Genomic DNA, 14637 nt, shown 5'->3' with positions numbered 1-14637 from the left:
GAGAAGATTTTATGAGAGCAGAAGAAAAGAATATGGTAGAACGGATCATGGACACAGAAACGATGGGATATGCCTATGAGTATCCATATGGTGGGGGAGCCAGAAAAGAATATATGTTGGCACTGACCCCGGAGAACTTGGCAAATTTTATCGGTGCGAGAGGATATGATGCTAAAAAAATAGTGATTACCGATGTGTTGGATCGCCTGATTGTGAATACCTGTATGGGGATGCTGGATGTTTGTCCGGACCAGAAATTATGTGGGAGAATTATTGAGTATTTGGCGCCGATCCAGCTGGGAGAGAAGGAGGCTGGAGAGATTTTGGCGGTGGAACGCAATGTGGCAGATGAATATTTTGCTATGGAAGATGAAGAGGTTACGATGGCAGAATGTCAGATGTTATAGAGATTGTTGAGGAGGTAGAACGATCATGATTGGGATATTGATTGTTGCGGCAGTTGGAATTATTGGATTTTTGTTAACTGCAGGTATTGCATTTGGAATAGCAGGGAGTTATCAAATCGATTGACGTTGTTTATTGATAATGCTTCGTTTGAAAAGGAAAGATTGTTACATTGTGTGATAGCTATGAGAAGAGTAACACGGTATACTGTGTATAGCGTTAGAGGAAAGGAGTAAAGTAATATGGCAAGGTATATTGTGGATTCCCAGATAGATAATCACGAAAAATATTATTTCATTCGTGAACAGGAGAGCCAGGATATAGTATTACTGCCCTCCAAGTATCTAATGCATAAAAAAAGATCAAAATTGTCACCTAACACTATCAGAAGAAGTGCAGGAGCCATTTCATACTATCTGAATTATATAGATGAGACTGGCATTCAGTTAGATGATGTATGGGAGATGCCATATAATAAGCAGCAGGAACACTTTACAGACTATTTGATATGGTTACAGGCAGGATTGCATAGTGGAGATAGTTACAAAAAGAAACCATATAATGAGACCTGTAATGCGTATTTAAAAGAGGTGTTCCGATTTTATAGATTTTCTGGACAGCAGGATGAATCTACAAAGCAATTGAAAGTCCTCTCTGATATGAGAATTATTGTACATAATTCAGTGGGAGTAAAAAGAACATTATATCGGAATACATTTCATGGATATCTACAGGAAAAAGGACATATAGGGAAGACCATAGAGCAGGATAAGATCGTGATTTTATTAAAGGCATGTGCCAATTGTCGCGATCAAATCCTGCTTTTATTATTAGCAGAAACGGGATTTCGCATCGGGGAACTTTTGGGAGTCCGGTATGCGACAGACATTGATTATGAAAGACACTTACTGTATGTCAATTTTAGAGAAGATAATGAAAATGGAGCCAGGGCTAAGAATGCAGAATACAGAAAGGCAAAAATCAGCGATGCCACCTTTGAAATTCTGCAGTTTTATATAGAGGAATATAAAGACCTTATTTTCCAGCAGGAATACTTGATTATTAACATTTCGGGAGATTATGCAGGAAAACCGATGCAGGACTCAGGCGTCTATGCATTGATGGAACGGCTGCAGAAGAAGACTGGGATTAAAGTAACACCACATATGCTGCGGCATTATTTTGCAAATGCTCGCCGGAAGGCTGGATGGAAGCTGGAACTTATCAGTCAAGCGCTTGGGCATCGAAATATAGAAACAACAATGAGATATTTAAATATATCGGATCAGGAGTTGATGGATGTCAGTGATGAATTTTATAGAAAACATCAGTCCATTTATGAAATTGACAAATTACTTTAGGGAAGGAGGAGAAGTATGTGATTGCATTAAGATTATTGAATACGGAATCACAGGATAAAGCGGATTATCTTCACAACCAGTTGATAACAGATATAAATGTACCGAGTACATACTGGGAGTGTGCAGAGTCCTACCTAAAAGGTGTAGGGATATATGATGTTTTCCTTATAGAAGAACAGGATTTCCGTAATTATAAAATCTTTTTGCGTGAAACAGGGAATTTTACAAAGAAACAGGTATTTGAGCGAACTGGGTTCCTGCGAAACTTGAAGAAGACTCTCATCCAAGAAGAGTATAAAGAGTTGTTGGATGAAATTGAGCAGTGCAATACAGTGCAAGAACGCTTGAAAGGAAATGTCAGGAATTTCTTGATACGGCAGGGAATTCATCATGTAAAGGAAATTGATTATAGAATCAGAGAACTGTATGAAAGTGAGTTGCGCAGGACAAAAACTTCCTCTAAAGGTCTTGAATATTTGAAGACATTGGATCGGATCAAACAGTTTGATATCCGAAAAGAAATGGAAACCCTTTCTGGAAGAAATAAAGAGCGGCTCAAGTATGAAGGGCAAGTGATTTTTCTTCCCTATATACCGGATCAGGACATAGCATCAGATTTTGATTATATCCAAGATAAAAGCGAACTGGTATGGGATTTTAGTCAAAAGGTGCCAGAAACTTTAAAAAAACAAATTTTTCAGATTTTATGCTATGCCTTGAGAAATATAAAAGACAGCAAGGATCGCAGAGTGCGCTATCTACTTCCTTTAAGGTGGATGTATGAGTTTTGCGTAGAGGAAGGAATTGATGATATCGAGCGGCTTGAACTGGAGCAAATAAAGAAATTGGAAACAATTGTAGCCAGGAAAGTTGCAAATGTGAAGAATAGTATGCAGATTGTGGATAACAGCCGCAAAATACTATTTATGAGTGGAAAAGAAATTCACTGGCATGCAAATGTCTGGTATATGGAAAGATTTAATTTTGCACCAGAGCGTGTAAATCCAAGCAATCCTGTGCAGCGACTCAGTTTTTACGAAGTGACGAATGAGAGAAACAGAGAATTGCTGCAAGAGTATATGAAATATCAAGTAGGTATCGGTGATTTAGCACTTGGAAATATACGAAATCAATTGTGTTATATTAAAAAATTTCTAGTTTACTTTAACACATTGGAATCCATATGTGAAATTACGGAAGAACAGATAGCAGAGTATTTCAAACTTCTGCAGGAAGAGGAAATTAAAGCAGAAACAGTAAACAGACAGATATTTGATATTCACAGATTTTTTGTGTACTTAAATGCTAAAGGACATATCAAGAGAATAATTTTTGATCCGAATTATTACATCCAGAAAGTTTTTCCATATCACCATGATCGAAGTGTTCAGGAAGATGAGTATATGGAAATATTACAAAAGCTAAAGTTTTTTCCGGAAGTACAAAGACTTATTTTCCTAAATTTATGGGCAACAGGACTACGGATCAGTGAGGTATGTACATTAAAAGGAGGTGCGTATTATTGGGATGGGGAAGATGCATGGATTAAGGTTTATCAAATTAAAATGAAAACGGAGAAAATGATACCAATTTCATTGGTGCTTTATCAAATTATGAAAATTTATATAAAAAAGCATCATATTAAACCTACCGATTTCCTGTTTAAATCAAAGGATGGCGGGGCATATAGGACTGGTACCTTTGTTAAGGGCTTCAAAGCAAATTGTAAGAAGTATGGAATACATATTTCGGGCGAAACATTCAAGACGCATGATTACAGGCATACATTGGCAAGTAGTTTCTATGATGAAGGAGTGTCCATTCAGACGATTCGGGATTATTTAGGGCATAACAATGAAAATATGACAAAGCAGTATATAGACTACATGCCTAAACGGATCGAACAGGCGAATAAGGAATATTTCAATCAGGCAGAAAATCTTCTTGCAACTGGAATTATTCCAAAGAAACGGGGTGAAAAAACTGGAAAATAAGATACATATCTATGAATTAGACTGCTATAAGAATGCGACTGAAGAACAAAAAAAGAGAATGAGGGTTCGGAAAGACCGTTACTTCGACTTGGAGGGACTTCCGTCAGAAGAAGTAAGAAAGCTCCTAGAAGATTTTGTCTGGGAAAGGGGAAAGAAACTTGCTCCAAGTAGTTTGGCATCTGAAATATTATATTTTAATAATATCCGGAATTTTCTTATAGAAAAGAATATTAAAATCCTGAGATATGAAGACGAGAATAAGATTATTTTGCAGCTAAAGAGTTGGATGATGGAAAAGGGATATGCCCTTACAAGTAAGAAGTATCGAAGCGTTTATGAAATTGTAGCAACAGAAACACCTGGCATAATAAAGCATATGAAGAAGATTCTGAGGTATTCTCAGAAAGATGGGGGGTGCTTAGAACAGGAGAGAGATGTGTGGGAATTGGACAAGTTTGAATTTCCTCTCCGCAGCAACCCGATAAAGAATGTAAAGACTATAAATTTTAAAGGAATTAGTCAAATAACAATCCGAAAAGAAGTTAAAACAGTAATTTTTATGCATTTGAAATATATGGCAATAGGAAGTATTATGGCTGAGATGGTAGCGACTAAAAGATTTTGTAGATATCTGGCATTAAGGTATCCTAAGATTATATCATTACTAGATTTGACACGGGATATTATGGAAAGCTATTTGATCTATCTTCAGACAGAGGCAAAGGAGAGGAAAAATTATCGCTCTGATTTATATGGTCTACGAAGGGTAATTGAAGATGTGGGAAATCATTATGATAGGCAGGATATTAAAAACCTATTTATAAGTACAGATTTTCCTAGCACGCCAAGATATCTATTTAAGTTTTACTCGGACGAGACCATAAAGAAGCTGAATGAAAACATTTTTCAGATGGATGAACAAATAGCGAGGGCGTTAATCCTTCATCAGCTGCTGGGAACACGAATTTCGGATACGCTTACACTAAAAACAGACTGTTTGAGTATAAGAGAAAATCGATATTTTATACGAATCGAGCAGGTAAAATCAATTACATTTGAAAAAGCAATTAGTGATGAAATAGCACAGCTTATTATAAAGTCAATTGATTATACCGAGGAACATTATGGAAAGACAAAATATATTTTTGTAAAAAAAGAGGATCCATTGAGACCATTTCAGTATAGCATGCTTCAACATCGAGTCATGCAGATGATTAGGAAAAATGATATTCGGGATGAGAATGGAGAGTTGCTGAATTTTGGAACACATACATTCCGACATTGTTATGGGAAAAAGCTGACAGAGATGCATATCGACGACTGGATGATCGCAAGGCTTTTGGGGCATAAAACATTACAAAGTGTACATCATTACCGAAAGATTGGGAACAAGATAATGGCGGATGAAACGAGGGCAGTCAGAGAGAAAATCGATATGATTTTAATGGATGTGGTAAAGGAGTGGGATGGATATGAAATATGATAAGATGATAGCCGTTAACAAAGCTGAGAGTGAGCAGAAAATAAAAAAGGCGATTCGGGCAATCGATGATATGGGTGCCAGAGGGCTGCCGATTTCTGTAACAGAATTGGTTCGTTGGACAGGTTTATCAAGAGGATTTTTTTATAAGAATGTGCAAGTCCGTCAGAAACTGGAGGAAGCTATTAAACAGCCACGGCGGATAGATGTACAGCAGCCATCTGAAGAAAGAAATGCTGCAGATTATAATTTTCAGGAATTGAAGAAGGATTTTAACAGCTGCCAGTCAGAGAATCAAAGGTTAAAGGCTGAAAATGAGCAGCTTCTCCAAAAGTGCAGTATACTTCAAAAAGAGGTGGACACATTGAAGAAACGGTTGGATCGAAAGGAAATTGCATTGTTAAAAAAACTATAAAGGTTGTGATTAAGGATGAAGGCAAATAAAATCATCGAAATGAGCCAGGAAAAAAGCAGGCAAAAAGTAAAACTAGCAATGGATGAAATTCAAAGAATGCGTAATGAGGGCGAAAGGATTACAGTTTCCGGATTATGCAAAAGAACAGGCTTATCTAACTCGTTTTTTTACAGAAATCCAAAAATCAAAGAAGAAGTACATAAAGCTGTTGATATTCAAAATCAAAGCTATAAAATGAACATAGACGAAGTGGAACTCCTTGATGAGTATAAGGAAAAATTGTTAGCTATGAGAATCGAGATTATAAAATTGAAAGCAGAAAATCAAAAGTTAGAATCAGAGTTAGATTTTTTGCGAAGACAACAGGAAGGTGTGAGTGATGTTAAATGAAGTATGATAAAATTGTAGGGCTCAAGAAACAGCAAGAAAAAGAGAATTTAGAAATTATTCAGAGAGAGATTGATGCGATGCTTCGAAGAAAGGAGCGGATATCAATTACTGCATTGGCAAAATATGCAGGGGTGGATAGGAGCTATTTTTATAGAAATTTGCAGGCCAAACAAATGGTAGAAGATGCACAATTGAAGCAGGGAGAATGTTATAACCCTAAAAAGGCAATTTTTGATAGAGCGACTGAGGAAGTTAATAAGCAGCTGAAAAGACAAATGATTTTATACAAGAGACGAATTAAAGAGCTAGAGCTGCAGATAGAATTACTAGAAGAGGAAAATCAGAGGTTGAAAGAAAATAGGTAATTTTACATAAAGTAAGAGAGCAGACTTTTGGACAAGAGGATATCCAAGAGCCTGCTTTTTTACTAAATTAAAAAGAAAAATAATTTACACATCGGAGTGATGTGAAAGATGAGACAATTATTTTCAAGCATTCCGGGGCAGGTACTGGATTTTATTGTGGTGTTGATCGCAATGGTTCTGATCTTTCAGAACAAGATTACGACGCTTGTAAATAACATATGGAAATCAATCGGTAAGAGTGCAAAGAAGATCTATTGATAAGGAGGTCAGAATGAGAAATCAGGGACAGATCACAGTATTTCTCAGTCTGATACTGATAAGTCTTCTGGTTTTGTTCCTTGCGGCTATCGGAGTGGTTGAATTTCATATGGACAGAGCAAGGGTATCGGAGGCTGCGAAAGGAGCCTCCGAGCATATCAAAGCCGATTATCAGGAGCAGATATTTGAGGAATATCATGTGCTTTTGCTGGATAAAACGTATGCAGGCAGAGGAGAGGGAGCATTGGAAGACAGAATGCTTCGTTATCTGGATTATACACTTTCGTCATATGGATTTCAGATACAAGATGTCAGTCTTACCGGAATGAAATCTGTGATGGATTCACATTGTGCGCTGCTAAGAGAGCAGATCCGCGATTATATGACTTTGTATTTACAGGTAAAGGCAGTAAAGGATATTGGAGAATGGATGCAGTTGGATGATCGTTCGGCTGAGACTATGGCACAGGAGATTGCAACAGGGAAGCTGGAAGAAAGTGAGAAATCCGGTGACTGGCAAGGTGAAGATCCAAGAAAAGTATTACAAAGAGAGATGAAGCATGGATTGCTTGATCTGGTACTTCCGGAGAATTCTGGTGTATCAGGTGTGAAGATAGAAATGAGCGAGCTTCCGTCCCATACCGGACAAAAGGATTCGGACAGCAGACAGGATCGTGCAGATGGTGAGGATGATTGCAGCGTGGATACTTCATTTGAGGATATTGATCGTCTGGAAGCAGATATGCAGAAGATGACCCGAAGCGGCTCATCCGAGAGTGGAGAAGCCGGAAATGGTCTGTCGGAGATGACAGATGCAGGGAAAGAACTACTATATGGGCTGACGTGCTTTGATTATTTTACAAGAACCGATGGAAAGGGACATCCGTTGCAATGCGAAGTCGAGTACCTGATCGCAGGCCGGGACAATGATTATGATAACCTGCAGGCCGTTGTAAACCGGATAGTGCTTCACAGGATGCCTGTTAATATGGCGGTATTATTGACTGACCCGGAGAAGATGGCAGAGATCGATAGTATAGCACTTACATTATCACTTGCACCGGGAATTACATATGGAGCCGCCAAATATCTGTTAGTGGCATGTCTGTCTTATGCGGAGACATTGGTGGAGATTCGCTCGTTACTTGCAGGCCATAAGATTCCGCTTGTAAAGACAGGCGCGGAGTGGACTGTAGATTTTGACAGTATCGGTAAGCTTACTGAACTTGATCGGATGGATTATTCAGGTGCGGATGGTGTTGATTACCGGACATTTTTATTCCTGTTTCTGGCAGAAAAAGGAGATGTCATATATGAGCGCATGTGTGATGTTATGCAGATGGTTGTAAGGGAAAAACAGCCGGAGTTTTTGATGAGAGACTGTATCTGTGCATACACGGCAGACCTTGATATCCGGAAGCATGGGACAAATTTCAGCATTGCTATAGAGGCTTCATATCAGGGACAGAGATAATTGCCAGAGATATGTTGAATCAAGATGTTTGCAGAGATATGTCGTATCAGGATTGGAACAAGATAGTAATGTCTTGTGACATTTGGTGATCGTTTGGACCTTGGAGAGGGTCTGAAAAAACTACTACAAAGTAAGATAAGGGGTGGTGTTATATGCTCTCTTGCTTGTCAGGCGGCATGGTTAATATGGTAGTGATACACGTAAAAAGAATAATTGTATGTATAATGTCCCCGTCTCTCCACGGAAAGTTAGATTTTGGTGCCATGCGCAGGGCAAAGAGAGTGTATAAGACCATCCCTTTAGATCAGAAACAAACAGGAAATCGGGGAAGTGCAACATTAGAAGCCATGCTGGTGTTACCGCTGTTTTTATTGGCAGCATTTGCCTGCTTCCAGATTGGGAATCTCCTTCAGACCAGAATGCTGGTATATGAAGCGATGCAGGAGACTGCACAGTATATGGCAGAGACCAAATATATGGAACTGACAGATTCAGAAGCTGACGCGAGCTTAGACGCTGTTACAGCAGGGATGGTGCTTCATACCTATATAGATGATACGGATATGGTTGACCGATATGTAACAGGTGGAAGTAGCGGGATACGGATAAGTCAGGCGGATTACGATACGACTGATGGATGCATCTATCTGCGGCTTGGGTATGGCTTGCAGCAGGAGATTCCATTTATCGGAATAATCAGGTGGAAGGTTTCTGAGCAGATTTGCCAGAAAGCATATGTGGGTCTGATCTTGGACGGAGCAGATAACGATGACAGTTATGTATATATTGCAGAGACAGGTGATGTCTGCCATACCAGCAGAAACTGTTATCACATCCGGCTGACGATCCGGCAAACGAACTTGAACCAGATACAGAATTCGTTATCTCCCTGTGAATTATGTGCAGAAGGAAAACATGCAGATTCTGCGGTGTATGTGACAGAGACGGGTGACCGTTATCATCTATCGATAGGGTGTTCAGGACTGAAACGTACGGTGACAAGGGTTCGCAGGTCGGATGTGACTGGGCTTCCCTATTGCTCTGAATGTGGCAGATAGAAGACAGAAAGGGGATATGTATATGGAGAAGGGCAGAAAAACTCAATGTATGGCTATGAAGACTGACAAGGCGTATGAATATGGAAGTATGGTTATGGAGAATAACAGGCCGTATGAGCGTATAAAGGGTGACGCCGGTTCGATCATAGTTGAAATGTGTGTGCTTATGCCGATCGTTATCACTATTGTATTTATTGCAATTAATATGATGTTCATGCAGATCAACCGGGCAGCTGCGCGGGGAGAAGCGTATGCCATTACATACAATAAAGAAAGCTATATAGCCGGGCAGGCTGGTACAGGAGATGAGATACTGGAACAACAGATATTTCAGTCATTATCAGAATATATGAACAATCTGGATGAGTTGGAGGTCAGTGTATCTGAGAATAAGGGCAGCGGAAAGCTGTTCTATTCTGTAAGAAGACGAAAAACTGTGGTGAAATATGAAGAAAACCATCTGGGCATAGGACTGCTGATCAATAAAAAAGTCAGTCAGAATAAAATCAAACTGGAGGAGGAGATCCGGGATACAGGGAATAATCTCAGGAGGTGGCAGCTATATGGAAAAGAATTATGACACAGATGGATTTGATGTATATATGTTGTTATCTGATGTTGTATGTCAGCCATCATATGAGATGGAGATGTTACAGAGAAATCATATAAGCGGTATTCTCGATATGCGTCTTCGCTATATAGATGGTGAGGGGTATCCCTGTTATAAGGTAAGCGGTCTTACAGAATATGTGGCCGGTATGATGGATATGGATGCAGCATTTGCATCCATGCCGGCACAGCCGACTTCGGATCCTTCGTATGCATCTATGTCGATTTCACCGGAGGAAATCATGCGGGTATTTCAGGCGGTGTTTCATGTAATATGGGAACTCAGACGTTATCTGCTGGTGATGAACGATCTGGTTCTACAGGAAGAATACATATTTTTTGATAACCATAAGAAACAATTTGTTTTTACTTATCTGCCGGGATATCAGATAAGTGTGCGGATGCAGATGCGGGTATTGATGGAACAGTACCTTGGTAGAATGGATCATACGAATCGGGTTCAGGCAGATAAGGTGTATGATCTGTATCAGAAAATAGTCGAAGAATATGTTGATCCGGAAGAGTTAGGGACAGAACTTGATCGGATCTTATCATGTGATGGTTCCTTTCAAATGTCGGGAATCGGATATGCAGAGAAAAAAGGGGGCGGATCTCAGATAGATGATGTTTGCAGGGATATGGAAGCTGTCTGGAATATGAGCAGGGAAGATTCGGAATCGGAAGATCAGGTAAGTATCGAAAAGAGTAGCCTGAGCGACTTAGGAAGCAGGGCGGGAATCAGTATGCGACATCAATGGAATATATATAAGAGCTTGATTATAGGTGGTATGATTCTGACGTTTTTAGCTGGGGTCATAATGGCTTATTTGCAATGTCGAAGATATGGACGGGTGGAACATACGAAGCCGTTATTAGGCATATGCATATTGCTGGCTGTGGAATTGCTGGCATATATAGAGCTTGATAAACGGACAGAAGATAACAGGATATACGAAGAATACCCGAAAGAACCTTTGCAGCATACAGCTTTTAGAGAACAGAAAACAGAAGACATTACGGACGATGAAATTGAGAGCGATGTAGAGAAGCTACGATTATTTGATAAATCGTGCGAGATATGTACGGACGAAAATGCAGCGGATACACAGGTGTTAAATACCGGACAGCCGTATGGGATGTTCGTCTCACTTTCCGGTTATAGTTCTCAGCCGGAAATGGTGTATGTGACCCGGATTCCGGCGTTGATCGGCAGAGGAGATATGGCAGACTGCCGACTACATGGTGAGAGTATCAGCCGGGTTCATGCGAAGCTTGCTTATGCAGATGCAAATTTTATATTGGAAGATATTGAGTCAACAAATGGAACATGTGTCAATGATTATCCATTGAAGAAGGGATATCCGGTATTGTTATTCCCCGGTGATGAGGTTTCATTTGGAAGCGAACGCTATGAGTTTCGGGTGTGTTGATCCGGGACGATTAATTATACAGACGAGGAGGAAATGATGACGCTATGAAGTTTGAAAAAGAAGAAAGAAAACGGAGAAGACGGAGGAACCGGAGAAGACGGGTGATAACAGGCATAATATGTGTGGTATTGGTATGTATATGTTTGTCGATTTATGCATTTGGCAGATCAGAAATGCTGGGTAGTTTTGCCGGTGGTGGTTTGACACTAAGACAGATAGTTATTGCAACAGGCAGTGATGCTATGGAAACGGCTGATAGTACAACGGGTGAAACCGCTGAGATGGCGTTAGCGGTACAGGCGTTACCGGAGCTCATAGAATCAGACATAGAAGAGTACAGGCTTGGAAGAATGAAAGCAGAAAACAGCTGTAAGGATTACCGAATATTACGATATAAGGGCAATACTTATAGCAAACTGTTTTCTGTATATTGTGGGGACAAAGATGCACAGATGCCGTGGTATGGTGAGACGCTGGCAGATGGTGTTCATCGCAGGGGAACAAGAGCAGCCGTTTATAGTGACGATGCGGCAGATCAGTATGCACATAATGGAAGCATGTTGAATAGCAATATTCGAAAAGCATTATATCAGGGATATAAAGAGAAGAAGTCACAGACTGTTATTCAAAATCTTTTAAATTCAATCCGTCATTCTGATGCGACGATAAGTGGGACATCTCCGCTGACGCGAGCACAGGCAGAGTTGATGATCGGCGGGAAGCTTCCCGGTCCGGTAGTAACGAATATTGCACCGACATCAGCAGAAAATAGATTGAAGTATACATATAATATGAGCACAACAGAAACAGCTTATGTCAGTGATAATACCCCTGAACAGAAGCGGAAGAAAAGAACGGAGGTTATCCGGGTGTCAGGAGGAACAGAGAACGGTTTTTCAGTAAAAGTTCCTTCCGGTCAGGGCGTGACATTCTGGATATGTGTGACATGGAATGATACGGTAAAAGACAGCAAATGGAAAGCCTGTACAGGTGGAAGTACAGTGCGGTTAAAAGCGGGAGATCGATTCCTGTTTACAGCAGATATTCAGACGTCGGGAAACACTAAGATAGCAAAGACAGCAGCTGAGAAGTATGGATTTACTACATATGCGGTAGTGCCGGATAATAAAAAGATTCAGTCGTGCTTTGCAGGTGTTTTATATGAATATACATTTGCGATGACTGTTGACTGGGGAAAAAGTCTGACAGATGGTTCATTTACAGTAGAAAAGAATCCGGTAAATCCGGCAGCCGTCAGGCTTCCGTCAGATGAACCTTATTATAATATGGCAGGAATCCGCTATACTGTCTATTCTGACAAAGCTTGTACGGACAAAGCGGGTTCAAACATAGTTGTATCTTATGATGGAAAGGCATATCAGGATAAGGATGGTGCAAATGTAGTATTTGACAGTGAAGCGGCAAGACAACACTATATAACAAAGTATAAATATACGCCATGCATATACTACTGGACAAAGTTGAATCTGGAAAAGGACAGTTCGTATACTTATTATTACAGAGAACGGGATACCGTTTATACCGGAGACGGTAAAGCGAGATGGTATGCGGCAAAAGGAAATACCTATGGCTATCTGGATGCAAATGTCTATCCATACGATACCGCGGGAATCGTTCATACAGGCTATCGGGTTGATTCGGAAGTTAAGAGTTTTACATTAAAAAAGAACAGCACATTTCAGGTGGATGCATCTGTCAGCGAAGATATGGAAAAGGGAAAATTGCGCCTGATAAAGACATATTTTGGAGATATATCACAGACGAAGGGAGTTCGATTCAGACTATATAAAGTTCCGAATGATAAGACTGCCTACGATGCAGAAGGAAGTTCTATATTAATAGGCGAGTATATGGTAAATGCACAGGGAAAAGGAATACCTGTCAGTCTGACATCTGAGGCAATAACACTTGGAATAAAGAGTGATTATAAGGGTGAAGACATTGACTGGTCATTATGTCGGGATATTTATGATCTTCCGCTTGGCTGGTATGTGCTGGTGGAGGATGCTGTGAGTGCAACGGAACGGGGATTCTGTCCGGCACAAGCTGTTTATCATGAGATTACAACGCAAAGTTCGGAGTACGAATTTCAGGTTCATAATTCTAAGATTAATTTATCGGTGAATAAAACGACCGATCAGTTATATGCCGCACACTCATCCGAGTATTCTTTTGCAGGAATCCGTTATCGTTTATATATGGCGGATGCGACAGGAGGTTGCTCTGTGGAGGATGCTCGATATGCGGGAGAATTTGAGATACAGGAGGATGGAAAGGGCAAGGTGACAGATATAAATAAAGGATTTGCCCCGACCGACGGAGCAACGATTGCTCTTACGAGGAAGGATGAATATACATTAGACGGACTACCGGCTGGTATCTATTATCTGGTCGAAATTTCGGGAAATGCATATTTTGAGAAAAATCTGACACCTCAAAAAGTAGATATGTCCTTAGAGAATCGTGATCCAAACGATGAGGGCAGTTATCGGTATGAGATAACCGTAGCGGATACGGCTAAGACCGGAGAATTAAGGCTTGAAAAAGTAAGCGAAGCTCCGGAGATAACAGACCATGATACCCGTTTCTCACTTGAGGGTGCGGTATATGAGGTATATATGGTAACCGGCAAAGATCAGCCGTATGATGAACGGTATAAAGTCGGAACCTTTACGACGAAACTCAGACAACAGACGAATAATGAGACATTGACAGCAATTGGAATTCCGGAGATTTTAAATTCCTGTGGTGTGGAAAATCAATTTCGTATGCCGGATGACAGTCTGGTTGCGATTTCAGCAGATCAGGAAGAATGCGTATTTTCAGGACTTCCGTTTGGATGGTATGCGGTTGTGGAGGTGAAGGAATCGGAAGGCTTTGCGCTTGATCCTGTAATATATTATAAGCACCTTACACCGGAGCATCCGGAAGAAAAAGTAAGACAGACGATACTTTCAGTAGAAACAACGACGGAGACGACAACCGAGGATACAACCGAGACAACGACCGAGAATACAACCGAGACAACGACCGAGGATACAACCGAGGATACAACCGAGATAACAACCGAAAACAGTACTGAGGTAACGACGGAGAACAGTACTGAAATTACAACCGAAAACAGCACCGAAATAACAACTGAGAATACCACGGAAGCAACCACTGAAGATACGGAAGAGCTTACTGCAGAATTGACGACTCAGACGACCGAACAGATACATGAATCAGGAACCCCGAAGACAGGTGATCAGACCAGCCTCTTATTGATTGCCTGTATCGGAGCAGGAGCTGCTCTTTTGGCAGCCATGATATTATTGATCTGTAGAAACGGAAATAAGAAACGAAAATAAATAGGATAGAAAAAGCCCAGCACCTTG

At 40.4% G+C, this 14637-nt stretch carries 13 protein-coding genes; 12 read left to right on the top strand and 1 reads right to left on the bottom strand.

Translation table 11 applies throughout. The annotated features are described in order from the left end of the window. Window positions 1-11: 11 nt before the first annotated feature. From LK416_09645 to LK416_09590, 12 genes are all read left to right on the top strand, one after another. Entirely contained in the window at window positions 12-407 is a 396-nt protein-coding gene (locus LK416_09645) for a hypothetical protein (GenBank protein UEA73923.1), read from the top strand. A gap of 240 nt (window positions 408-647) precedes the next feature. Next, the gene (locus LK416_09640) at window positions 648-1766 is read left to right on the top strand and encodes a tyrosine-type recombinase/integrase (GenBank protein ID UEA73922.1); all 1119 of its coding nucleotides are present in this window, start codon (window positions 648-650) and stop codon (window positions 1764-1766) included. A 17-nt stretch (window positions 1767-1783) separates the two neighbouring features. Beyond that, window positions 1784-3760: a site-specific integrase gene (locus LK416_09635; GenBank protein UEA73921.1), complete on the top strand. Its 1977-nt coding sequence runs from the start codon at window positions 1784-1786 to the stop codon at window positions 3758-3760. After that, complete coding sequence (locus LK416_09630; GenBank protein ID UEA73920.1) at window positions 3711-5243, top strand: site-specific integrase; 1533 nt, start codon at window positions 3711-3713, stop codon at window positions 5241-5243. The genes LK416_09635 and LK416_09630 overlap by 50 nt, the downstream gene beginning before the upstream one ends. Further along, entirely contained in the window at window positions 5233-5655 is a 423-nt protein-coding gene (locus tag LK416_09625; GenBank protein ID UEA73919.1) for a DUF6262 family protein, read from the top strand. The genes LK416_09630 and LK416_09625 overlap by 11 nt, the downstream gene beginning before the upstream one ends. A 15-nt stretch (window positions 5656-5670) precedes the next feature. Beyond that, entirely contained in the window at window positions 5671-6045 is a 375-nt protein-coding gene (locus tag LK416_09620; GenBank protein ID UEA73918.1) for a DUF6262 family protein, read from the top strand. Then, window positions 6042-6410, top strand: a complete 369-nt coding sequence (locus LK416_09615; protein UEA73917.1) for a DUF6262 family protein — start codon at window positions 6042-6044, stop codon at window positions 6408-6410. Before LK416_09620 ends, LK416_09615 begins: the two co-directional genes overlap by 4 nt. A gap of 108 nt (window positions 6411-6518) precedes the next feature. Continuing rightward, complete coding sequence (locus tag LK416_09610; protein ID UEA73916.1) at window positions 6519-6668, top strand: hypothetical protein; 150 nt, start codon at window positions 6519-6521, stop codon at window positions 6666-6668. A gap of 13 nt (window positions 6669-6681) precedes the next feature. Continuing rightward, on the top strand, window positions 6682-8142 hold the full coding sequence (locus tag LK416_09605; GenBank protein UEA73915.1) for a DUF5702 domain-containing protein: 1461 nt from the start codon (window positions 6682-6684) through the stop codon (window positions 8140-8142). A 281-nt stretch (window positions 8143-8423) separates the two neighbouring features. Further along, the gene (locus LK416_09600) at window positions 8424-9200 is read left to right on the top strand and encodes a pilus assembly protein (protein ID UEA73914.1); all 777 of its coding nucleotides are present in this window, start codon (window positions 8424-8426) and stop codon (window positions 9198-9200) included. A 22-nt stretch (window positions 9201-9222) separates the two neighbouring features. Next, the gene (locus LK416_09595; protein ID UEA73913.1) at window positions 9223-9780 is read left to right on the top strand and encodes a hypothetical protein; all 558 of its coding nucleotides are present in this window, start codon (window positions 9223-9225) and stop codon (window positions 9778-9780) included. Next, window positions 9764-11239, top strand: a complete 1476-nt coding sequence (locus tag LK416_09590) for an FHA domain-containing protein (protein UEA73912.1) — start codon at window positions 9764-9766, stop codon at window positions 11237-11239. Before LK416_09595 ends, LK416_09590 begins: the two co-directional genes overlap by 17 nt. Window positions 11240-12582: 1343 nt before the next feature. Here LK416_09590 and LK416_09585 read toward each other — a convergent pair. Beyond that, window positions 12583-12879, bottom strand: coding sequence for a YitT family protein (locus LK416_09585; GenBank protein ID UEA75902.1), 297 nt, complete (start codon window positions 12877-12879; stop codon window positions 12583-12585). Window positions 12880-14637: the final 1758 nt, after the last annotated feature.

The sequence above is a fragment of the Lachnospiraceae bacterium GAM79 genome, from assembly GCA_020735665.1.
Taxonomy (GTDB): Bacteria; Bacillota; Clostridia; order Lachnospirales; family Lachnospiraceae; genus Coprococcus.
The sequence above is the reverse complement of the archived record's forward strand: the minus strand, read 5'-3'. Positions and strand labels throughout refer to the sequence as shown.

Bases quoted from the DNA above. Each gene is read 5' to 3' on its own strand.
- LK416_09645 (UEA73923.1), top strand. From the start codon at position 12: ATGAGAGCAGAAGAAAAGAATATGGTAGAACGGATCATGGACACAGAA.
- LK416_09640 (UEA73922.1), top strand. From the start codon at position 648: ATGGCAAGGTATATTGTGGATTCCCAGATAGATAATCACGAAAAATAT.
- LK416_09625 (UEA73919.1), top strand. From the start codon at position 5,233: ATGAAATATGATAAGATGATAGCCGTTAACAAAGCTGAGAGTGAGCAG.
- LK416_09620 (UEA73918.1), top strand. From the start codon at position 5,671: ATGAAGGCAAATAAAATCATCGAAATGAGCCAGGAAAAAAGCAGGCAA.
- LK416_09615 (UEA73917.1), top strand. From the start codon at position 6,042: ATGAAGTATGATAAAATTGTAGGGCTCAAGAAACAGCAAGAAAAAGAG.
- LK416_09610 (UEA73916.1), top strand. From the start codon at position 6,519: ATGAGACAATTATTTTCAAGCATTCCGGGGCAGGTACTGGATTTTATT.
- LK416_09605 (UEA73915.1), top strand. From the start codon at position 6,682: ATGAGAAATCAGGGACAGATCACAGTATTTCTCAGTCTGATACTGATA.
- LK416_09595 (UEA73913.1), top strand. From the start codon at position 9,223: ATGGAGAAGGGCAGAAAAACTCAATGTATGGCTATGAAGACTGACAAG.
- LK416_09590 (UEA73912.1), top strand. From the start codon at position 9,764: ATGGAAAAGAATTATGACACAGATGGATTTGATGTATATATGTTGTTA.
- LK416_09585 (UEA75902.1), bottom strand. From the start codon at position 12,879: ATGAACGATTCCCGCGGTATCGTATGGATAGACATTTGCATCCAGATA.